Source organism: Dyadobacter jiangsuensis (assembly GCF_003014695.1).
GTDB lineage: Bacteria > Bacteroidota > Bacteroidia > Cytophagales > Spirosomataceae > Dyadobacter > Dyadobacter jiangsuensis.
The window spans coordinates 11,672-34,613 of the sequence record NZ_PYAS01000029.1; the positions used below are offsets into that span (position 1 = coordinate 11,672).

Consider the following 22,942-nt stretch of genomic DNA (forward strand, 5'->3'; position numbering starts at 1 on the left):
CGGTTAAAAGGGACCGAATAGATGCCGGAATGTTGTGCTGACGGATCCCTGGTCTGCTACCGCATGACCAGGGCATAGCTCACCCTCAGCGTCAGCGATGGCAAAAAGAAAGAGCTGAAACTTTCCTGGGTCCTTTCCTGCAATATCGGTTCTGCGAATTGTTTAATGAGTATGTTGCCAATGGGCGAACTGGATTCGATTGCGGTACCGCTACCTATATTCCACTGCGCCGACAACTCGGTATGAAATCCAAAACGTGGTATTTTGCTGAAACCAAAGCGTCTGCCGAGGGTAATACCCAATCGTTGCAGGGTGACTTTGGATATGATCCGGGTGGTTTCATAAAATTCCCTGAGCCGGGCATTTTTTTCTATCAGGTCCAGTATTTTGTCTTTTCGGCCCTGAGCATCCAGGAAGTCATAGTTTTCAACTAACTGCTGTGTTGTAGACGGGAGCGTAAACTTCTGGTTCTGGAAATTCAATCCCGCGTAAAACCTATTACGCTTCGCGAAATGATAAGCAAGGCCGGTTTCAAAGACGGTGCCATCCCTGAGATTGTCCTTGATAAACTTTCGCCGCATCTGCTGTTCCACTTTTTTGTTCGGTAGGGCATTTAATGCAACAGTCGTGTAAAACCGGGAAAATTGTCCAAAGCCCAGGTAGCCTGAAAGTTTCGGTTTCACCATCACTTCAAGGCCAATGGCTTGCTGAATCGGAAACTGACTTTTTAAGGAGACGATCAGGATCGCAGCACGTTTTCCGGCGATCTTCTTGTCGCCAGTTTGGGCCATTGGACCCGAATGGACAAAAAAAAGCAGGTAAACTAACGGCCAGTAAGATCCGGCAGCACGGATCAGCGCTATGTTTTTCATGCGGGAATACATTTGTTCAGGGTGCCGTTATTTCCCGTGTCTCGCTTGTGTGCGCGCTAAAATATCCCAGCGCGCCGCCTTGCATATTGCTGACCGGGTTGGCTGGGGACGCCGCGCTGCCATCGCCCAGCGCGCCGCGGTCGAGACTGTACCAGTACTGATACCCGGCCTGATCGATGCATTGCATTTCCACTTTGATCTTGTCGCCAGGCAGTATGTCATTATCATCGTCTGCCGGGTAACGCAACGGGGCAGTCACCTGGTTACCATCCGTCCGTTCGTCATTACGGATAAAAATCGTTTTTTCCTTCACCCCGTTTCTAAATTGAACAAAACGGTAAAAGTTGGTCTTGCCCGCCGGGTCTGTGTAGGTGACATTAGCAAGATAGCGCTCCCTGTTAGAAAGATTGGAACCGTCCGGTTTAACAAATAACGAGTCCATTTTGACCCATTCAGGCATGATCGAAGTTGCCGTATATTCGCTTCCGTTTAGTGTAACATGCAGGCGATAGGTCATTCCGGGCTTTCCCAGCAAAAGGGAGTCCTGATAAAATCCCTGCTGCGTTTCCGTTAATGGATAGACATTTCCCTGGGCGTCTGAAATTGTGACAATCGCGCCGGAAACGCCCGGATAGGTGCCTGGGTTTTCAAAATCAGTCGTTTGGGAAATCACTACCAGCGCGCCTTTCTTTTGATTGGTGATCTGTCCTTCAATCACATACGGCTGATCGGCCGGGCTCAGTTCGACATCAATCACCTTTTCACAGGAAAAAAGAAAGCATGTGAGCAGCAGCAACGCGGCTGTATATTTTCTGGTTGACATATCTTCGGTTAAAATTTGAAATTGTAGCTGATCGATGGAATGAATTTAAAAAGCGCCGTTTGGACTGCCTCCGTTCTGCGCGGAACCGACTCGCTGTCCCGGAATTCGATCGTGTACGTATTTTCCCTTCCATAAGCATTATAGAGGCTGAATGCCAGTTCCTGTTTCAGCTGTTTGCGGTCGCGCAGTTTCATCGTTGCGCCCAGGTCAAGCCGGTGATAATCCGGCATCCGGTAACCGTTCCGTTCGGTATAATAATAGTAGGCCGTCTGGCCATCCACCTGATATTTGCCGGCCGGAAAAGTGATGGCGTTGCCGGTGTAGTAGACCCAGTTCGCAGACAGCGTCCATTTGTTGTTCAGCTGGTAAATCCCTACCAGCGCAACATCATGCGTACGGTCCTGACGGGCGTTGTACCAAAGGTTGTCGTTGATACCATCTATTTTCCGTTCCGTTTTGGACAAAGTGTAGCTGATCCAGCCGGTCAGTTTGCCCGACTTCTTTTTGAGCTGCCATTCGGACCCGTAAGCGCGCCCCTTGCCGAATAACAGCTGGGTTTCAATCGCATCGAAATTGCTGAATATATTGGCCCCGTTGCGGTAATCGATCTGATTTTGCATGGTTTTGTAATAAATCTCCGTACTAAGCTCATACCGGTTCTCGGCGAGGTTTCTGTAATAACCCAGTGAGACCTGGTCGGATATTTCCGGTTTGATATTGTTGTTGCTCGCGATCCACTTGTCTGTCGGGTTGGAAGCGGTGGAATTGGATATCAGGTGCAGGTTCTGCACGTTCCGCGCGTAAGACGCCTTCACAGAAGCGAGCTCGCCCAGTTGATAGCTGGCAGACAGCCTCGGTTCCAGGTTGAGGTATGTTTTGGCGATCTGCCCCTTATTGTAATGCAGGGTGTCGGTTACCATCCCGGCCGGGGTCACGGTATAATAATCACCCCCGCCAATAGCGCTGAATGCCGTGAGCCTGAGCCCATAGGTCAGGTTCAGTTTGGAAGAGACCTGCCAGCTGTTCGACGCAAACGCAGCATTCTCCCAGGAAAACCGTTTTTGCAGTTCCGAAGCATTGATACTCGATGAACCGGTGGGCGTCACCTCGCCCGGCGTGATCGTATGGTGAATTGCATTCACCCCGAAGCGCACTGTATTTCTGTTATTGGGAAACCACTGGAATTCCTCTTTGAGGTTGTAGTCGCGGATTTGCGAAAAGATATCGAACTGGTTTCCACCATTCTGAATGGCGACATTGTAATCGTAGTTACTGAAAATCAAGGAAGTATTCGAAAACAGTTTGCTATTGAAGATGTGGTTCCAGCGCACGGTTGCCGTTGCATTCCCCCATTGCAACCCGAAGGTTTCCCCCATGCCCATATCATCCTTTCCAAAGTAGCCCGAAACGTATAGGCGGTCTCTTTCGCCAAGACTGAAATTGAGTTTGGCATTCAGGTCATAGAAATAGAGACGATAATCCCTGTACTCACTCGAAGCCTTTAGAAACGCGTCCGCGTAGGTTCGCCTGGCGGAAAACAGGAACGAGGATTTGTCTTTTTGAATGGGTCCCTCCACATTCAGCTTAGCCGAAATAAGCCCGATCCCGCCACTCACCTCATAGTCCTGGTTGTCCCCTTCGTTCATTTTGATATCCAGCACCGAGGAAAGCCTGCCGCCGTACTGGGCGGGCATTCCGCCTTTGTAAACAGTCATGTCTTTGATGGCATCGGCGTTGAAGGTAGAGAAAAAACCGAGCAGGTGAGACGCATTGTAAACGGGTGCTTCATCCAGCAGGATCAGGTTCTGGTCGGTGGCCCCGCCGCGAACGTAAAAGCCGCTCCCGCCATCCCCCGACGACTTGATCCCCGGCAGCAACTGCAAAACTTTCAGCGGGTCCCGTTCTCCGAACAGAACGGGAACAGTACTTATCTCCCTGATATTCAATTTTTCTGCACCCATCTGCGTGCTGGACACCTTGTCGTTTTTGTCGGCCGTAACGACCACCTCGTTCAGGGTGGTGGCCTGGTCCGATAAAGCAATGTCCAGTTTCTCGTCCTTGTCCAGCGATATTTCAAACGCCTTTTCGCTGAAACCAACCAGCGAGTAAATCAAAGTGTAGCTACCGGGCGGAAGGCTCAGCGAGTAAAAGCCGTATTCGTTGGTTACAGTACCGGTAGCGGGTAATTGCTTTACCCTCACCGTAGCGCCAATCAGCGTTTCGCCGGTAGCCGCATCCTTCACAGTGCCGACAAGAGTAGCTTGTTTTTGTTGTGCCAACGAACCGCCTGCCACCAGCAGGAGCAGGCAGAGCGTCAGCTTGATGAACCGGATCATAAATTGAAATGATGTTTAGTGCGGAAAATGCCCGTTAGTCGGGACATTGTAACAATTACTCCACCTTGCCGACCACCACATAACTTTCGCCCCCATTTTCGGAAACGGATTTTTCATAGTAAGTGTCGTTGATTTTGTAATATTTCCGGCCTGCGATGTAAACACTTTGGGCGCCTTCGGGCAATGCGGATAGTTGGGACGGATTGCTATTTACCGCCAATTCCTTGGGAGGCTCTACAACCTCGTACCGGCCCGGCGAATACTGTACATAATATACGCCACCGGCATAGAAATAAGGCATTCTGCCGATTGTGACGCTGGCGTAACCCACGGGCAGAACGGTTACACGAAGGCCAACAGGTGGCCTGACCACTACATACTGGCGACCATACGGTTTATAATAAACGCCGCCGTAGTAGTGATACCGAACACCGGCGTGCACGACGATTTTCGATTCGCGAGGCGGCCTGCGGATCACCGTAACTGAGGATTGGGCATTTGCATGCAATGAAAGGGCCATCATGGTCATGACCAATAGCCTGTTGAGCGTTTTCATGGAATGTTATTTTCATTTGAAATGACTAAAACCAACGGGCTGATAAAGCGTTGATTTCTTTTCAAATTTAAAACCAGTCACAAGGCCACTTCCGGACAATCGACATGAAAGGGACAAAAATGCGGCTGAACAGGCCAGGATCAATGGACTTCCAGCCAACGCAAAAATTCCGAAGACTTGACTTTGGACACGATCACCGGCTCGGAGGCCGGAATGGTCAGCTTCACAACAAGCCGTCTTGTAAAATAATGTTCGGCGTTGACAATGCTGTTGCGGTTAACGATAAACTGCCTGTTGGCCCGGAAAAACAGGGAACCATCTACCAGGGTTTCCAGCTCGTCGAGGGTTTGGTTAAGTACATATTTCTGACCTGAAAACGAATGGGCCCTTACCACGCTGTTTTCGAAGTGGAAGTAGGCAACCTCCGCTATTTTCAGCGGGATGATCTTATCCTGGTAGTGGATCAAAAGGGTCGATTTGTAAGAACCCGGACCTAGCTTTTGAAGCATCAACTCCATTTTCCTGGTCAGCGTCTGCTCATAGCCGCCATTGTCAGGCTGGCCCCCAAATACAGCCCTCATGTGTTGATATTTCCTCAGACTGGCTTCCAGTTTTTTTTCGTCGATGGGTTTGAGCAGATAATCGACGCTGTTCGTCTCGAAAGCGCGGACGGCATAGGTATCGTAAGCCGTACAAAAGATGACCAGTGCGCTGGGTTTGATCTGTTTAAAGATCTCGAAACTCAGGCCATCCGCCAGCTGGATGTCGGAAAATATCAGGTCAGGTGCGCTGTTTTCCGAAAACCATTTTACGACACTCTTTATCGACGGTAGTATTGCGGCTATTTCAATGCTATCATCAAGCATTTCCAGCTGAGCTTTAAGCTCCCTTCCCGTTTTTATTTCATCTTCAATAATCAATACTCTCATTTCAATAGGGGCAATTTGACGATAAAACAGGCGCTCGTACTAATGATTTCAATCTCCTGGTTGGAAAGTAGCTGGTAACGTTCCTTAATGTTATTCAGCCCTTTTCCCGTACTTTCTTCCACAGACATTCTGGGTAGAACATTGTTTTCTACACAAAGCATTTCCGATTCAATATAAATACGGATGCTGAGTGGCGCTTCCACAGATACAATGTTATGCTTTACCGCATTTTCTACCAGGATCTGTAAGCAAAAGGGAGGTATTCTGTGGCTGAGGCTGGTTTCCGGGAGTTCGATGGCTACACAGAGGGCGCGTTCAAACCGTTCCTGCAAAATGTAAATATAAGACCGGGCAAATTCCAGCTCCTTTTCCAGCGAGGTCAGGTGTTCCTGCTCGTTGCCAAGCAAATAACGGTATACATTGGCCAGTTGCATGACGTATTGTTTGGTCGGAGCATCTGCGGCAATCGTTCTGAGTGTGCTCAGCGAATTAAAAAGAAAATGAGGATTTACCTGTTGTTTGAGCAGACTGAGCCGCGCTTCCAGATTTTCCTGTTTAAGTCGTTCGTTCTCGATTCTGGAATTCTGACTGTCTGTGACCAGCTGGAGATAAAAGGATACAAAATATTCAAGTCCTCCTACCATGAGCCCTCTGAACGCCATCATCATCAGTTTCCGGTCCTGAGGAAGGCCGCGAAGACTCATCATTGGGAAGTTTTCCGTATGCATTTCCCGCAGAGGATAAAGAATAACAATGGCGACCGACGCGCAGGCAACGAGGGCGAGGCCCGTTTTCTGCGCCTTTCCCCTGATCCAGGTGGCACCAAGTATGTAATGATTTGTGATCCAGCAGGAAATAGCTATCAGAAATGTGATGCCGGCATTCCTTAATACGATGTCGCTCTTATCCACCTGGTCCAATCGTATCGCGCTCGATATCAAAACGATCAACGCTATGAATATCGAAATGATAAGCCCTGGCCAAAGATTGAATTTTTTCATCATTTAAAATAAATCAAAGGAATTGAAAATTAGACAACCACTGGGCGCCGATAAACATGAAGGGGACAAAATTGAACTTTAAGCGGCCGCCCTGGCCCTTAACCGGCCGACTATACTGCATCATCTAACCTTTATATTATTATATTTACAACCGGTAAAACAGCGGACTCATGGATAAATTTCACTGGGCAAAATATATTTTTAGCTTCTGGATCGTAGCGATCATAGCTGCCCTTACAGCCAAGTATATTACAAGTAATGCCTTTGTACTGATCATTCTATCAGCCGCTCTTTGCTGGCTATCCATCAAAGGCTTTTCGGCCACAAAAGCTTACCGATAACGGGAGCGATCTGCATTTTTCGCTGACATCGTCAATCGTTCGGACGTCACGGGCTTTGTAAAATGGAAACACTGATCATTTTTTTAATCATTTTCCTTCCAATGGGTTGGCTAATCTGGCGCATGGTCCGACATACGCGAGATACGATCGGGAGCAATTCTCCGATGAAAGTTCAGCGGATTTACCGGACGACCATGCAGTCATTTTTCGTCAGGTCTGAGTATTTGTTTGTCCTGATGGGGCTCATCATGTTTGGCGTGACCATGCACGCCGTATTTTTTGCGCGCTTCTCTACCCCATATCCAGAAATTGGCAGGGTTGTGGTCTTTTTACTCTCTTTGGCTTCGCTAGCCGTGCCGGCCATGATCGTTAGCGTCGATCTTAACCACTGGCCATATTCAAGAGGCGTTGTGATTACAAGCTTCCCCGAAGTGCATCAACTGAAAATTGAGCTTTCAGATGCGGTGCTTGTTTTGAAGGAGGGAGACATTTCCCGGATACAGGTTTTTCATAACAACGGCAAACTTCAACTCGGCTTCGCTGTATTCTATTTAACCAGCCGAGACCACTTCATTCTACCTTTCAAAACAGAAGGCATGTGGGTAATTCAGGAATATTTCAAAGGGCTACCTGTTGAGTACTTTGATCGGCTGGTACCGCTTATCAGAATCTACCCAATGGAATCCGCGACATGAGCGCGACACCGGCAGAAGGATATAAAAAATATCGCTGGTTCTGGTTTTACCTGCAAACTGGAATGGGGCTATTCATGCTGTTTGCCACATACATGATGTGGGCTAAAATGAAAGAAGAAGACGAGATTGTCAAAAATTCACCGCTGGTGTGCATGCAGGTTACCGCGCGAGAGCGTAGCGCAGGTATTTCCAAACTACCCGACGTTATCCATGCTAGCTATCAAGGGCGAAACTATACTTTCGAGTGCGGGCGCAAATATTTCAGAAGCACCCTTGGTGTAGATAGCATTCAGGTCCACTTTGATGCCTTGAAAGATCGGGCCGTTTTACCTGTCCTTAATTTCCCACACTACACATTTCTTGTGGTGATGATTGCCGGAGCCGCTGTGATGACGATTGCCGATGCGGCAGTCACTGCGCGGAAATATCGCTAAATCAGTTGCGAATCATAAATTGCCCCATCCGCCATGTGAAGAATCCAGCGGTCAGCTTTTTAAATACGCAAACACCTTTTTGCTACTGCCATTCCTAATTGAATTGATCATTAGTATCCCCGGCGTTTCTGAGATCGTCAAAAATCGAAAAAAACTGCTGATATCAACAGGTCATTTCACGCTCGTTGAACAGGCTGCGCATGTTACAAAGAAAAATCACCGCCTTTTCACTCCCATGTCCGGTAACTGCCATACCAGTCGTCGTCAACATTAAAAGCGCATTCGAAGCTGCACTTTTATTTACCTGAAAGCACGCCACAATGTCTTCAAACACCGCCCCTTCCTGCCGCTGCAAAAGCAAATAAGTGAAGTCCCTTGCGGAAATGGTCGTTAATCCTAAATGTTCTAAGTGCCTGCTATGCTGCTCAATCCGATCCCAGGGCTGTTGCAAATGACTAATGATTTATAAAGAAGCAAGTAATTTTTTTTCAGTTCTCATTCACCAATGGCTAATCGTTATTGAAGGAGATATGAACTTTTAGGTCCTTTCTTTGCTCTAAGAGATCTGCATACGATGAATGAGGAAATTATCAAGGAAGACAATGCATATGGCTGGATGGGTTTTGCCTTGCCTGGGTTACTTGGAGTAGTGATAATTCTAACGACATACATGATGTATTTGGACGCCAGGTGGAAAGATGAAATGTCGGCGCGCGCGCCAGTTGTCTGTATGAAGATCCAGTACGGTACAAGGGGCGCAGGAACAGTAAAAAATCCTGACGAGATTTATGCCGAGTACAAAGGCAAAACCTACCACTTTGCAATGGGCAGAAAATATTATCGGAGCCTGCTTGGCGTAGATACAATTGCAGTTTACTACGACGAAGCCAGTGACAGGGCAATTCTGCCGACTTCCGGAGAAGTTCGCCACTTCGCTCCTTTATATATTTGGATCGGCGCTATCGGGGCCTTGTTGACCGCAGGGAGTATCTGGCAGCTGGTTAAGACTACCAGAAGGTAAACTTACTTCGAGCAGACATTAAGACCTAGATATATTCACACACGAAATCACAACTGAATTTACATTAGTCAAAATGTCATTTATCATCGCTATTGATGTTTCTTTCAGCATCCTTATCGTCAAATTGCCGGATTAATGTGCGAAGTATTAGCTTCATTCTTGCCGAAATCGTTTCATATCCAGTCTGCCCATACACGTTAACTTGCTCGGAGGGATCTCTTTTCAGATCAAAAAGCTCCCATGAATCTACCCGGTTGTAAAACCTGATGAGCTTGTAATCCTTCGTACTGACGCCCAGATGCGGTGAAACCGAGTGCTCGCCATTTTCATAATAATGGTAATACACCGCGTCCCTGATTTCCGCAGCTTCGCTTTTGAATAGCGGCAGCATCGATTTCCCCTGCATCTCGGCAGGAGCCGCAATACCCGCCGCGTCCAGGAGCGTAGGCGCAATATCCAGGTTCATCACCAGCTGCTTGCTGACAGTACCCGGCTTAATGACGCCAGGATAACTCATTACCAACGGCGTGCGGAAGGATTCCTCATACATAAACCGCTTATCAAACCAGCCATGCTCTCCCAGGTAAAACCCCTGATCCGAAAGGTAGATGACAATGGTATTATCGCGGAGCTTGTGTCTTTCGAGGTAATCCAGCGTGCGGCCAATGTTGCGATCGAGCGATGCGGCGGTGCTGTAATAGTCTTTCAGGTAGCGCTGGTATTTCCACTCCACCAGCGCCTTGCCGGTCAGCTTCTTCGATTGCAGGTCCGCTTCGATCGCACCGTAGTAGGCATCGAACCGCGCCCGCTGCGCAGCATTCATCCTGTTCACCGAAGGTTCGCCCTTTTTACTGTAACTCAGCATTTTCAGGTCGTAACCCATTTGCATGGTTTTATCGATACTCATATCCTGAACCGCAGCCGCGGCCCGCGTGCGGTACTCGTCGTAAAAGTTCGGCGGTAACGGGAAATCGACGGAATCATAGCGCCCAAAATCCGCCGTATCGGGCAGCCAGGTTCTGTGCGTAGCCTTGTGCCCGATCACCAGGCAAAAAGGCTTGTCCGGATCGCGGGCATCGAGCCATTCTTCGGAAATATCCTCGATAAGGTTGGTCACATACCCTTCCTTTTTGATCAAACGGCCGTCCATTCCGATAAACTCCGGGTTATAATAGGAACCCTGGTCGGGCAGGATATTGTAAAAATCGAAACCCTGCGGCTGCCCGGCCAAATGCATCTTTCCGATCCAGGCCGTCTGGTACCCGCCCGCGCGAAGGTGTTTGGCAAAATTGTCCTGTCCGTGATCGAACTTCGAAGTTTCGTTATCCTTGAACCCGTTCTTATGACTGTACTTCCCCGTGAGGATAACCGCGCGGCTCGGCCCGCAAATGGAATTGGTCACGTAAGCCTTATCGAACCGGACGCCGTTTCGGGCAATCCGGTCGATGTTCGGCGTTTTAACCAGCTTGTTTCCGTAAGCGCTGATCGCCTGAAAAGCATGGTCGTCCGAAATAATGACCACGATATTGGGTCGCCCGGCCCGCGCACCGGTCGATTGCGCTTCCGCCCCTTGTGAACCAAAGGCGACCAGAACGCCGATTAATAGCTTGATTTTCTGATACATCGATATATTAATTTCTTCCAATTCCAAAAATGCATTGCCTCTCCTTCCCGCAAATCTAAACCGAGATCGTAAAAAGCATTGCCGTCAGGCGTGATAAGCAGCCAGATTCCTGAAAACGACACGGGCTGTCTGGTCGGTTACGTCGACCCGGATCGCGCGGCAAATTACATCGCCGAACTGTTCGATCCGCTTCTGTCCTACCGATTCCCCGGCCGCGACAGGCCGCCATTGACCGTCGCAGAGCGCTTCCAGGTTGTATTTTCTGATGCGCTCGCCTTGCGAAATATCTTCCTGGATTACTACGTGGTTGATTTTCTTATTCCCGCCGAAGTCCAGCGTCAGCTCCGGCCCCGAACCTTTCGTCCGGCCTACCGGCTTCTCAAACCGGCGCCGGATTTCATCGCCGAACGCTTTGAGGCGCCTGATATCCGATTCCGGCACTAGTCCTTCGGGTGTAATCACTTCGCCGATCACCAGATTGCAATTCCTGCCCACCGACTGGTAATACATGTCCACGAGTTTGTCTTTTGAAAAAGCGGCATTGTCCTGGTCCGGTGCCCAAAACCAGTTATGAACGTTTCCCTCTCCCCTCAGCGGCACGTCCACCATACCCGGCGACCAGATTGCCCCGTTTTTCTCGCCCGTACTCAGCAGAGGCCTCCAAACGGGCGAGTTGTGGGACAGAACCGGATTGTCGGGCATCGTCGACCAGCACGGATAGCCCGCATATCCCTGTTCGTTACCGATCCAGCGGTGATCCGACCTTTTTGATGAATTATAAAAGACGGAATCGGGCTGATAACGGTTAAAAATGGGCAGAACGTCGGGGCCTCCTTCATCGGGCAGCTTGGTTCCAGCATCGAACCATATTTGCACCAATGGCCCGTATCGGGAACAAATCTCCTCCACCATTTTTTCGGCCGCCCGGTTAAACGCCCTTTGCTTGTCGCTGCCGCGCCCCTTTCCGTGATCGACATAATAATCCCATAAATCCCAATAGCCGTTACGGTGCGTGCTGATGTACACGCCCGGCAGGATACCCGCCTTATGGCAGGACTTTACAAAATCGCCGAGTACATCCCCTTTTCCGTTCCGCCACGGGCTTTGTTTCAATCCGTAGGGGTAGGCGTCGCTCTGCCATTGAAGAAAGCCATTGAAATGCGTGGCCGTGAATACCGCATATTTTGCGCCCGCAGCCTTGGCAGCCTCCATCCATTGATCGGTATCCAGCTTCGCCGGATTATACCGGACGGGATCGAACTTCCCCTCGTACAGGTTATTGTGATGCGTAAAATCGGCAGCGGCCACCGACAGGTCAAAATGATAAATTAACCCGATTTCTGCTTCCTGCCATACCTGCTGTCCCTTCGTAGGACGGGGCTGGGTGCCGGTTTCGGAGGCAACGCGCGCATACCGCGGCGCACCGGCAAAAGAAGACAAATGCAGGCCGGTCGTGACTCCGGCGGTTTGCAAGGCGATATTTTTAATGAATTTACGTCGGTCGGATTTCATACACTCAAAGTTCGTTGGGCCATTTTACCTGATCATTTCCTTTTAAATAGCGGGGCATCTGAGCGTTGACCGCTTTCAGCCTGGCTGTCAGTTCGTCGGCCAGCTGCCTGGTTATTTCGGGGTTACTTTTCGACACATCGGTGAGCTCGCCAATATCCAGCCGCAGATTATACAGTGACACTTTCCGGTCTTTCATACTGTAAATCAGCTTCCAATCGCCCTTACGGATCGCACTCGCGTGGTTGATTCCCGGCCCCGTACCTCCCCAACGGTTAGGGTAATGCCATATCAGGCTCCGTTGGTCGTCTTTCCGGCCGGGTTGGAGCAGGTACGGCATAAAGCTCACGCCGTCGGTTTGCTGGATCAGCTTTCCAGGCTTCACTTTGGCTATTTCCAACAGCGTCGGAAAAAAGTCTTCGATGATCAGATACTGGTCCGAAACAGATCCCGGCCTCGCAACACCCGGCCAGCGTACCAGCATAGGCTCGCGGATACCCCCTTCGTGAAGGGACCCTTTGCCTGCTTTCAGCGGGAGGTTCTGTGTATGCGGCTGCCCGCTGCGGGGTGGCGTCAGGCTCAGCCCTCCGTTGTCCGACATAAATATGATGACGGTGTTACGCGCCAGGCCGTTTTTATCGAGATACTCCATAATGTCGCCCAGGCTAGCATCCATCCCTTCCACAAGCGAGGCGTACTTGGCTTCTGTGGAATCGAGGCCGGCAGCGAGGTAGCGGCCAAAATACCTATTGTCGGCCTGCAATGGCACGTGCAAGGCATAATGCGCCATATACAGGAAGAACGGGCGCTTTTCCCGTACCGGCTGTGCCAGGGCTTTCAGCGCATTCTTCGTGACCGCATCGCTGAGGAATGTCTCGGACCCATAGTATTCTTCCAGGCCGGGAACGGCGTGATAAGTAATCTTACCGAGCTTGTTCCCGTAATTTTCCGTCCCAAGGTAGCTTTGGGGATGCCCTGCCGCATGGCCGCCGATATTGACCATAAAACCCACGTTGGCCGGATTGGCGCCTGGCGTGCCCATGGCTCCCCAATGCGCTTTCCCGGCGTGGATCGTGTAATAACCGGCATCCCTGAGCAGCTGTGGAAGCGGCGTTGCATGGATGGTCGCCGGCACACCGGGCTCTGGGCTGAACCCATTGATATTCCAGTCGACCCGTGCAAAAGTATCGTCGGCGGCATCCGCGTTGTTGCCGCGCATGATCTGCGTCCAGTTGGTCACCCTGTGCCTGGCCGGGCTCATACCCGTGATCAGGCTCACGCGGGTGGGCGTGCATACGGGAGCCGCGTAGGCGTTCGTGAATTTGACCCCTTCGCGCGCCATGCGCTCCATGTTGGGGGTGCGGTAACGCTTGTTAAGGGGCGTCACCTCGGTATGGAACGGGACGGAGGTATCCTGCCAGCCCATGTCGTCGACCATGAAAACAATGATATTGGGCTTCGTTTTCTGACGGGGCTGCGCCGAGAGCGGGCAATACGTCACGACTGCCGCGAATGCCGGCAGGCCTATTTTGTACAATAATCGGATCATATTACGGGATCAGTCAAAGGAAAGCAGGTGCAGGCAGTGCTGCCCACACCTGTTAAGCTAAATAGGAAAGAATGAATGTTACTGGTAACCCGGGTTCTGTTCCAGGTTCTTGTTGGCATCCCGCTGCTGCTGCGGAATAGGGTACAATACCTGGTGCGGCTGTGCATTCCATCCGCGCGCCTTACCGCCCGAAATGAATTTCTCATGCCTGATCAGGTCTTCGCGCCGCAAGCCTTCGCTGTAAAATTCGCGGCCCCTTTCGGCCAGCAGAAAATCCCGCAGCGCGGCTTTACCGGTAAAGTCGGCCAATTTTACTTCGGTCGCGGCAGCCCTTTTCCGCACCTGGTTGACCAGGTCCAATGCCTTCTGGGTCGGGCCATCGATTTCGTTCAGCGCTTCGGCAAGACTCAGCAAAATATCCGCGTACCGTACATACACGATATCGTTGCCGTTGTTTTCGCCTACTGCATGCGGATCGGGGACGTATTTGAAACTGCGCACATTATCGAGTGCCTTTCCCGTTGCGTCCTGCAACAGCTCTACCTGCTTGCCACTCAGATCGGTATAATTGGTTACCAATAGTTTACGTCTCAAATCGCCTTCTTCGAAGGTTTTGTAAAATGACGTATAGGTCCTGAACTGTGCTCCGAAATTTACCCAATTCGATTGAATCGGATAGTTGGGGGGAAATGCATGGGGCATGTAGTTGTTCTGGTAGCCCGACTGTGCAATGCAGGGTGCCCGGTAAATATATTCCTTGTTTGCTTCTCCCTGGACCGAGAACATGGCCGGATAGTCGGCGTAAAGGCTGTAATAGTTCAGGTCGATAACCTTCTGCGCGGTTTCCGCTACCTTTTGCCAGTTCTTTTCATGCAGGTAAAGTTTTGTAAGAACCCCCAGCGCGGCGCCTTTGCTGGCCCGGCCGATCGGCTCCTCAGCCACCGGCAGTTTGTCGGCAGCAAATTCCAGGTCGGCGATCAGGTAATTGACAAACACGTCATTCGCCGGCCGCGGGGTCTCTTTTCCGATCCGCTCGATTTCCTCCGGTGCGGCATTCCGGGGGATCTCGATGATCGGTGTCGGCCCGAAGAGGTTCAGCAGGAAATAGTAGGACGACGCACGAATGAAACGCGCCTCCGCCCGGGCGAGGTCGACTGTCGCCGGGTCAACGCCCTGTAAGTCACTCGCAACATCTAGTACGGAATTGGCGCTGGCGATCGCCTGGTACATTTTCACCCAAAAAGAGTTCAGCAATGTTTCATTCGCCGGCCAGTTGAACTGGATGAAAGGCACCGCTTGCGCTTCCAGCCCTCCTCCGGTTTCCCAGGAAACATCCGTATTGAATTCATTGAACAGGAAGGTATAGTTCCGGCTGTCGTACGCGATGATACGGGAACGCGCATAAGCGCCGGTGAGCAGCGCATCGAGGCCGGATTTGTCTTTCAAAAAAGCCGACGGGTCATATTCGGTGTAAACTTTCTCTTTGAGAAAATCTTCGCACGACGTCGCACCGGTCAGCAGGGCAATGGCGAACAGGGTATTTTTTATAATTCGTGTCATCGTTTCGGATCGTTAGAAGGTTACATTCACACCCAGCCTGAGCGTTCGGTTGAGCGGATAGTCGTTGTAATTCGCTTTGGTGACGCCTCCCGTAGCATTAGCGTCCGGATCGAAGCCGATCATTTTCGTGGCGGTAAAAATGTTGTCCATAGCCGCATACACATTCACTTTCGAAATAGCCGGGTTGGATTTGAGCGGCACATTGTACCCCAGTACTACATTTTTAAGCCTGAAAAACGATGCGTTCTGAACAGTAAGCGAATTAACTATACGCCCGGAAAAATAGTTGGCGGCATTTACCCCGGAAGGATATTTCGTCGACGGGTTTTCGGGTGTCCAGCGATTCAGGGCTACTTCCGCCAGGCGGTTTCGATATTCGTTAGTCGGCAGCAGCGTCTCGGCCATATTTCCGTTCAGGGTATGGATACCGCTCACCGCCTGGACGAAAACATCGAGGGTAAAGCCTTTGTAGGCAACATGGTTGTTGAGGCCGAACGTCAGTTTCGGAAACGGGTTGCCCAGCACTACCTGATCGTTGGTATTGATCACATTGTCGCCATTCTGGTCACGGAAACGCGGCTCGCCCGGTTTCGCACCGGGTTGCGCCGACTCTTTTATTTCGGCTTCATTCTGGAAAATGCCGTCGATCTGGTATCCGTAATACGACTGCATGGCGCTTCCTTTCTGAACAATCATATAGTTGCTGATAAAGCTGCCCAGCGTGCCGGTCAGCACTTGCGGAATGAAGTCGGGGAGCTGGGTCACTTCGTTTTTCAACGTGGAAACGCTGAGCATCGAAGTCCATTCCAGGCCCTTCCGGCGAATATTGACGCTGTTCAACCCAAAGTCGAACCCGGAATTGCGCACCTGCCCGAAGTTGACGCGGATGCTGGAATACCCCACCACGGCCGGGAGCGGCTTGTTGAAGAGCTGGTCGTTGGTTTTGCGCACATAATACTCGATGCTGCCGTATATCCGGTTTCCGAACAGGCCGTAATCCAGCCCGATGTTGTATTCGGAAGTAGTTTCCCAACGCAGGTTTGCATTAGGCAGGCGCGCGGGGATCACTCCCTGGCTGATCGAATTACCGAATATCGCCGAGCCTCCCGATACAAGCGTTTGCAGGGTTTCGTAATTCTGAATACCCTGGTTACCAAGCTTTCCGTAGCCTGCACGCAGTTTCAAGTCGCTGACTGTTCGTGAAAGCCCCCGGAAAAATGCTTCGTCGGACACGCGCCACGCGAGCGCGAGGGAAGGGAAAACTGCATATTTATGATTTTCTGCAAACCGCGAAGTGCCGTCTACCCGCACCGAGGCCGTTAGCAGGTACCGGTCGTTGATGCTGTAATTGGCACGTCCCAGGATACTGTGCAGCCGGTTTCTGCTGCGGTCCGAACTGACCGCGTCGCCATTCAGGTTATCCCCGCTTTGCAGCAGGTCCGAGCCCGTCACATCCGACAGGAACCCGCGGTTGGAGGCCGATAGCCCTGCCGTTCCGAACTGCTCGAACGTCGTCCCGGCCATGAGTCCGAGCTGGTGCGCCTTGCCCAGTTTTTTGTTGTAATTCAATAAAAATTCCGAAAGCCAGTGGTTTTGCTCCGAGCCGCTCTTCGAACCGATCCCTCCCGACGATTTCCCGTTGATCGTCATGCGGTTATTGTAGTACGACCCTTGTGTACTAAGCACATCTCCGCCCACCCGGATCGTCCCGGTGAGATCTTTCGAAAAATGAATATCGGTGGAAAGCGTCCCGTAAAACGCATTTCTGACATCCACCATATCCACGCCATCGATCAGCGCCAGGGGGTTATCTAGTGCGATAAAGTTGTTGAGGTAGTATTTTCCCGACTGATCCAGGCCGGCGGGCAAGGTGGGGTCGAACTGAATAGCCGTATTGATCGGCCCGGCCGCTTCGTTGGCGGCATTGCTGACGAGAATCTGGTTGTTGACACCCCGCGTGAAGTTCGCATTCAGTTTAAAATCAATGAAAGACTTGGGCTTAAAGCTGACATTGGTCCTGAGATTGAACTTCTTGAACTGGGATTCCTTCACCAGCCCTTGCTGATTGAAATAGTTCAAACCGACATAGTAATTACCTTTCTCGGTGCCGCCCGACATCGATAACTGGTGATTTTGCACCGGTGCGGAATTCCTGAAAATCTCATCCTGCCAATTGGTACCGGCCCCTACCCGCGCGATTTCGTCGGCTGAGTAAACCGGCTCCCGTCCAGCAGCCGCACGAAGGTCGTTCAGCAGGTTCATATACTGATTACCATTGAGGACATCGATCCGTTTGGCCACCGACTGAATGCCGTAATACCCGCTGTAACGCAATTCCGACTTGTCTTTGCCGCCGGTTTTGGTCGTAATGAGGATTACCCCGTTCGCAGCCCTTGTGCCGTAGATCGCCGATGCAGAGGCATCTTTCAGTACTTCAATGGATGTAATATCCTCCGGGCTGAGGTCGGCGATGGACACCGAAGGCAGGCCGTCGATCACATAAAGTACATCGTTGTTCCCGTTGATGGAATTGGCCCCGCGTACCCGCACGCGCGTGGCGCCCCCGGGTGCTGAGCTGGCCTGGCTGACATTCACACCGGGCGCCCGGCCGTTGATCAGCTGCGCCGCATTCTGATTGGGCCCCTGCGTGAAATTGCCTTCACTCACCGATACGATCGCCCCGGTGACATCACGCTTCTTCTGAACCCCGTAGCCGACCACCACCAGCTCGTCGAGCGATTTGCTATCGGTCACCAGCTGAATATTGATCGACGTTTGCGCGCCTACCGTTACCTCCTGCGAGACGTACCCTACAAACGAAAACGACAACACGACCGGTGCTCCGCCTTCTTCAAATGAAATGGTGTACTTGCCGTTAATGTCTGTCGAGGTACCCGTTGTTGTTCCCTTCAAAACCACGTTGACGCCCGGGAGGCCCTCGCCTTTTTCGTCTGTCACCTTTCCCGAAACCTCGCGGAGCATCACGCTCGCAGCGGCGCTCTTCACAGGGCTGCGTTTCGGAATCGCAGCCCCGGTAGGGCCGGGCTCAGCTTTCCGTTTGATCACGATCGTTTTGTCTATCTGGGTGTAAGTGAGCCTGGTGCGATTGAGCAGCCGGTCGAGCACCTGTGTTATCGGCGCCTCTTTGACCGAAATGCTGACATTTCTGTCCAGCTCGGTCAGGCCGTTGTCATACCAGAAAATAATGCCGGTTTCCCGGGCGATGGAATTCAGTACTTCCTTGATCGGCACGTTACGCTGCGAGAGGGTGACCTTTTGGGCATTCACCCCCGCGAAGGCGTACACGCAGGAAAAAAACATTAAAAAAAGCATTGGTTTTACCCTCATAAGTAGTTGTCTTTCAAATTCGGGAGTAAGTTTCAAATTGCGAAAAAGGCCCTGCCTCCCTCGCCGGAAGCACAGAGAATACCTGCAAAATTTCATAATTTTGTCGGATTGGGGTTGGATAATAAGTTCTCGATACTTGGTGTTTACACCGGTCTGGCTCCATAACATCCGCTTCGGATGTTGGAGGCCGTCAGTGTTGGTAGCACTTTCGGCCTTTTTTGGAATTAAAGTAAGGGTTTAGTTCATAGGCTGGGGTTAGGTGGATATTAAGGCAACACTACAAGTCGCCGGCCTTCCGCGCGGACGTGTATATCATTGATTTCCAATATTTTTAAAATTTGAGAAAGGGATGAACTTCTCGAGATCCCGCCGTTGAAGCTGCGCTGCGGCACCGGGCCTTCGTAGGCCACCTCGACGTTGTACCAGCGCTCGATCTGCCGCATGATCGTCGGGATGTCGGCTCCCTGGTAGCGGATGATTCCTTCCTTCCACGAAACGGCCTCCCCGGGGTCCACATCCGACCTGACATGATAGCTACCATCGGAGTAAATCGATTCCTGTAACGGCTTCAATATCACCCCCCGAGCTGATCCCGGGCGGCTCACGCTCACGCTGCCTTCGATCAGCGTCGTACGGATTGCCTTTTCGGCGGCATATGCCATGATGTTGAAATGCGTACCCAGTACCTCCACCGTTTCTCTCCCGCCTACCCTGACCCTAAACGGCACCGAAGCATTGCCGTTCCTGCTTTTGGCGACCTCAAAATACGCTTCCCCTGAAAGCTCCACCTCGCGCGCCGCGCCCGTAAAGGCAACCGGGAATCTCAAAGAAGATTCCGAATTGAGCCAGGCTCTGGTACCATCCGCTAACACCACGTGAAACTGCCCTCCCCGAGGCACACGGAGTACATTATACGCAGACGTCTCCGCACCGGTTCCTTTGTTTTGGTACACGACCTTATCCTCTTCTTTCGAGAAAACGGCCCCGTCCTGCTCCGTGCGGGTGCCGTCGGCTATCTCTTGCAGCGCCAGCTCGCTCCCATCGGCCAGTTCCAGGGTAGCCCTGTTGCCGGCAAAGTAAATCTCGCCGGGACTTGTCGCGGCAATTGTTCCCTTGCTGGTACCTTGCTGTTTCTTCCAATAAAAATACCCTCCTGCCGACAGCAGTACAATGCTCACCGAAGCAGCAACCGCGGCCCTGAACCACAACGGCCTATGGCGGCCTTCATTACGGAGCCGGCCGGATATCTGCGCGAATAATCTGTTGCGGTACGCCTCATCGCTATCTCCCCGGTCGCCGGGTATCATCACGCCGTCTCCGCCGGTTTCTGCGAACCATTCATCATACTCGCGCTGCTCCGCGGGCGTGGCGGTGCCTTCCAGCCACTTTCGGGCCAGTTCAGCGTACTTTTCGGGAACTTCGGGATCTTCCATTACATGCCTTTTTTAAACATGTGTCAAAACCCACCGCTACCCCTTAGTCGACCTATACTTTTTTTAGATTTTTTTGAACGCTGTCAGAAGAGCGACAACAGCAGTCCGTTGATTCCCCGTTTAATGGCTTTGAGCGCCTTGCTGATATGCGCTTCTACCGTCTTTTCGGAAATATTCAATGTTTGGGAAATTTTCCTGTGCGAGTAGCCCGACTCTCTGCTGAGTTGGTAAACGAGCTGACATTTTTCGGGAAGGCTGGCAACAATGTGTGCCAGGCGGGTTTCCAGCTGCTCGAATTCAAGTCCGTCATGCGCAGAAAAGTACCCGCTTCCCGAGGCGGCGAGGTTGTCGTCGAGCGTATCCTTTTTCAGGCGGGCAGCGAGCAGCCTGGACACCCTGTATTTAACCGCGACTGCCAGATAGTGGTTTAGCGATGTAGAGATTTCAAGCACTTCCCGCCGCGACCAGATCGAAACGAAAATCTCCTGTACTACGTCCTCCGCCTCATCTATATTTCCTAGTTTTTTTGCAGCAACGTACAGTAGTGGTTTCCAGTAGCGATTGAATATTTCACCAAATGCCTGGTTATCACCTTTTTTCAAAAGGCATAATAAATCTTCGTCGCTGCAACCATCAATCATGCTTTTATTTGGTAATGAAAGCCAAATATAAGTCAGAACTTTGTATAACGATGAAACATCAGCTGGTTACCGATGAAATATATAAGCTAGATTGCATTCATCCTATTCTCGTGTATCGTGGAGGAAATCCAGATCTACTTTCAAGACATAAAAATGGCCGGAATTTCTTCCGACCATGAAAGGCTCAATCTAGCAACCAATTTCTCATAGAAATCAGGTGGAATCAACCAAGAAATTTCTTGTCCCCTCTTTCTCTCTCGAACTACGGAAGAATTTCAAGCCCAGACATTGATGAGCCGCCAGAAACTTGTAACCTGAGGGGCTCAAAAATATCAATAAATCTTGGTCAATTCTTGTTCTTGCCCTGAGCCTTAGCAACCAAATCTCGGTCTCACCTCATAACGTGCAATTTTTCCGTCAGCGAGATCATGACTATACTAATTTTCTTGTCAACGATTTTTGCATAATACTGGGTAGTTTTAATGTTCTTATGCCCCAGCATTTTCGAGATACTTTCAATGGCCACATCGTTAGCTAACGTGACCGTAGTGGCAAAGGTATGCTGGGCGAGGTGAAAGGTAATTTCCTTATTTATCCCACAAACATCACCAATCTCTTTTAGGTAGGCGTTCATTTTTTGGTTGCTCAGAACTGAGAGAACGCGATCGTTTTGACACTTGACGTGCCCCAAATATTTCTTGAGAATCGCTTCTGGTACGGGTAAAAGCGGAATCCTGGACGGAACATCTGTCTTTTGACGCTTTATTGTTATCCACCTTCTCCCATCAAAGCCACTGAAAATATGGGAATTCGATAAATTCTTGACGTCGGCATAAGATAACCCGTTATAACAGCAAAAAAGAAAAATATCCCGAACTATTCTAAGTTTTATTATTTTTTCAATGGTAGGGTTCGTTTCAACGCCATCCCCCGACTCTGCCTTGATCGCTCTGAGACGATGCTTTAATTTCTTCACCACAGCCTTGTACTCCGCTTTTCGAAAATTCTGACCCAGAAATTCTGTCTTCTGAGGACGTAGTAGTTTGCCTTTCACAAATTGCTTACGAAACATCAGGCAGTACTGCTTGTGCGAGTAGCGCATTCTCGCTGAACCCTTTCATCGAATAATACAGTAGATCAAGCTTGTTGAGCACAATACTTTCTCATTGAAGCCTTACCCTTAGCTCAGAATTTTCCTTGCAACTGAAACAAATCGATCTTTCTTTACGATGACTCAGGAATTTGCGCATATGGCATTTCGAAGCCTAGTCTAAGTATATATCATTCTACTATCGATGGCGAAAGCTCGTGACAAGTATAGCAAAGTCTATCAGATCGTAGGAGCGGCACGCCTACATCGGACACCTTTTCGTTCTAATATTGACAAACCCACCGCCTTGGCTGGAACCAAGACGATGGATTTGAATTTTCCTATTTTGGCATCAGAACCGTGTCAATTACGTGAATCACCCCGTTTGACTGAAAAACATCAGCAATGGTGACCATTGCTTTGTTGCCTTTGGCGTCGGTCAGAATGATTTTCTTACCCTTTTGCATTGCTGTAAGATCTCCACCTGCCACGGTTTTTAACATGGCCTTGCCACCCCCGTCCTTAATAGCCTTCATCAGGTCGGCAGCGCTCATATTGCCGGAAACAACGTGGTAGGTCAGAATGCCTGTTAGCATTGCTTTGTTTTCCGGCTTTACCAGCATATCAACAGTTCCCTTCGGCAGTTTATCAAATGCCATATTGGTCGGAGCGAATACCGTGAATGGACCTGGACTCGATAAGGTTTCGACCAGTCCGGCGGCTTTTACAGCTGCAACCAGTGTTGTGTGATCTTTTGAATTTACGGCATTTTCAATGATGTTTTTGGATGGATACATAGGCGCTCCACCGACGGTTACGGTTTTCTCTTGTGCGAACGAATGATTTCCAATCACTAATAAAGTGATCATTGCGAGAAAGAAATTTAGCTTTTTCATTGTGTAAGTCAGCTTGAAAAGTGAACAGTTAAGTGTGTGTGTGATCGATCAACACGACCAATCTACGTCCGCCAATCTGCTCCTGGATCATTCTGCAACAATATTGAGGCTAAACGCAGCCAGATTTTACACACAAATAACTAATTATTAGACAGTTAAATCTCATCAAATCGTATACTCATACGTCAATAACGTATAGTACATATGGACAAAATCAAGATTCACTTGGAAAAAATATTTTTTGGGGGTCTTCGATCTTATTCTGTAAAGCCCGCGTAAGTCTC

General features: G+C 50.3%; 19 protein-coding genes. 3 read left to right on the forward strand and 16 right to left on the reverse strand.

The genetic code is table 11. From position 1 onward, the window contains the following. Window positions 1–56: 56 nt before the first annotated feature. The 6 genes from CLV60_RS32960 to CLV60_RS32985 form a co-directional block, all read right to left on the reverse strand. Entirely contained in the window at window positions 57–872 is an 816-nt protein-coding gene (locus CLV60_RS32960) for a hypothetical protein (protein ID WP_146151641.1), read from the reverse strand. Between the two features lie 16 nt (window positions 873–888). Further along, window positions 889–1,695: a DUF4249 domain-containing protein gene (locus tag CLV60_RS32965; RefSeq protein WP_106599655.1), complete on the reverse strand. Its 807-nt coding sequence runs from the start codon at window positions 1,693–1,695 to the stop codon at window positions 889–891. 8 nt (window positions 1,696–1,703) lie between these two features. After that, entirely contained in the window at window positions 1,704–4,031 is a 2,328-nt protein-coding gene (locus tag CLV60_RS32970) for a TonB-dependent receptor (protein WP_106599656.1), read from the reverse strand. Between the two features lie 55 nt (window positions 4,032–4,086). Next, complete coding sequence (locus CLV60_RS32975; RefSeq protein ID WP_106599657.1) at window positions 4,087–4,587, reverse strand: DUF6515 family protein; 501 nt, start codon at window positions 4,585–4,587, stop codon at window positions 4,087–4,089. A gap of 140 nt (window positions 4,588–4,727) precedes the next feature. Then, a complete protein-coding gene (locus tag CLV60_RS32980) occupies window positions 4,728–5,516 on the reverse strand; it encodes a LytR/AlgR family response regulator transcription factor (protein ID WP_106599658.1) in 789 nt (262 codons plus the stop codon). Continuing rightward, a complete protein-coding gene (locus CLV60_RS32985; protein WP_106599659.1) occupies window positions 5,513–6,520 on the reverse strand; it encodes a sensor histidine kinase in 1,008 nt (335 codons plus the stop codon). The genes CLV60_RS32980 and CLV60_RS32985 overlap by 4 nt, the downstream gene beginning before the upstream one ends. 400 nt (window positions 6,521–6,920) lie before the next feature. Here CLV60_RS32985 and CLV60_RS32990 point away from each other — a divergent pair, with 400 nt between their 5' ends. Then, window positions 6,921–7,553, forward strand: coding sequence for a hypothetical protein (locus CLV60_RS32990; RefSeq protein WP_106599660.1), 633 nt, complete (start codon window positions 6,921–6,923; stop codon window positions 7,551–7,553). Next, window positions 7,550–7,987: a hypothetical protein gene (locus tag CLV60_RS32995; protein ID WP_106599661.1), complete on the forward strand. Its 438-nt coding sequence runs from the start codon at window positions 7,550–7,552 to the stop codon at window positions 7,985–7,987. Before CLV60_RS32990 ends, CLV60_RS32995 begins: the two co-directional genes overlap by 4 nt. Before the next feature lie 163 nt (window positions 7,988–8,150). Here CLV60_RS32995 and CLV60_RS33000 read toward each other — a convergent pair whose 3' ends face one another. Then, on the reverse strand, window positions 8,151–8,438 hold the full coding sequence (locus CLV60_RS33000) for a hypothetical protein (protein ID WP_106599662.1): 288 nt from the start codon (window positions 8,436–8,438) through the stop codon (window positions 8,151–8,153). A gap of 123 nt (window positions 8,439–8,561) precedes the next feature. Here CLV60_RS33000 and CLV60_RS33005 point away from each other — a divergent pair, with 123 nt between their 5' ends. Continuing rightward, window positions 8,562–9,008: a hypothetical protein gene (locus CLV60_RS33005; RefSeq protein ID WP_106599663.1), complete on the forward strand. Its 447-nt coding sequence runs from the start codon at window positions 8,562–8,564 to the stop codon at window positions 9,006–9,008. 76 nt (window positions 9,009–9,084) lie between these two features. On the opposite strand, the gene CLV60_RS33010 is transcribed toward CLV60_RS33005, so the two are convergent. The 9 genes from CLV60_RS33010 to CLV60_RS33050 form a co-directional block, all read right to left on the reverse strand. Then, window positions 9,085–10,632: a sulfatase family protein gene (locus CLV60_RS33010; protein WP_106599664.1), complete on the reverse strand. Its 1,548-nt coding sequence runs from the start codon at window positions 10,630–10,632 to the stop codon at window positions 9,085–9,087. A gap of 84 nt (window positions 10,633–10,716) precedes the next feature. Then, entirely contained in the window at window positions 10,717–12,144 is a 1,428-nt protein-coding gene (locus tag CLV60_RS33015) for an alpha-L-fucosidase (RefSeq protein WP_106599665.1), read from the reverse strand. 4 nt (window positions 12,145–12,148) lie between these two features. Then, window positions 12,149–13,690 carry a sulfatase gene (locus CLV60_RS33020; RefSeq protein ID WP_106599666.1) on the reverse strand — a complete coding sequence of 514 codons (1,542 nt, stop codon included), beginning with the start codon at window positions 13,688–13,690 and terminating at the stop codon, window positions 12,149–12,151. Window positions 13,691–13,768: 78 nt separating this feature from the next. Next, window positions 13,769–15,250 (reverse strand): RagB/SusD family nutrient uptake outer membrane protein, encoded by a 1,482-nt coding sequence (locus CLV60_RS33025; RefSeq protein ID WP_106599667.1) that lies wholly within the window; start codon window positions 15,248–15,250, stop codon window positions 13,769–13,771. 12 nt (window positions 15,251–15,262) lie between these two features. Continuing rightward, window positions 15,263–18,571 carry a TonB-dependent receptor gene (locus tag CLV60_RS33030; RefSeq protein WP_170118930.1) on the reverse strand — a complete coding sequence of 1,103 codons (3,309 nt, stop codon included), beginning with the start codon at window positions 18,569–18,571 and terminating at the stop codon, window positions 15,263–15,265. 293 nt (window positions 18,572–18,864) lie between these two features. After that, window positions 18,865–20,031, reverse strand: coding sequence for a FecR family protein (locus CLV60_RS33035; RefSeq protein ID WP_106599669.1), 1,167 nt, complete (start codon window positions 20,029–20,031; stop codon window positions 18,865–18,867). An 83-nt stretch (window positions 20,032–20,114) separates the two neighbouring features. Continuing rightward, a complete protein-coding gene (locus CLV60_RS33040) occupies window positions 20,115–20,672 on the reverse strand; it encodes an RNA polymerase sigma-70 factor (protein ID WP_106599670.1) in 558 nt (185 codons plus the stop codon). 391 nt (window positions 20,673–21,063) lie between these two features. Continuing rightward, window positions 21,064–21,774, reverse strand: coding sequence for a site-specific integrase (locus tag CLV60_RS33045; RefSeq protein ID WP_146151642.1), 711 nt, complete (start codon window positions 21,772–21,774; stop codon window positions 21,064–21,066). 329 nt (window positions 21,775–22,103) lie between these two features. Beyond that, a complete protein-coding gene (locus CLV60_RS33050; protein ID WP_106599671.1) occupies window positions 22,104–22,658 on the reverse strand; it encodes a fasciclin domain-containing protein in 555 nt (184 codons plus the stop codon). Window positions 22,659–22,942: the final 284 nt, after the last annotated feature.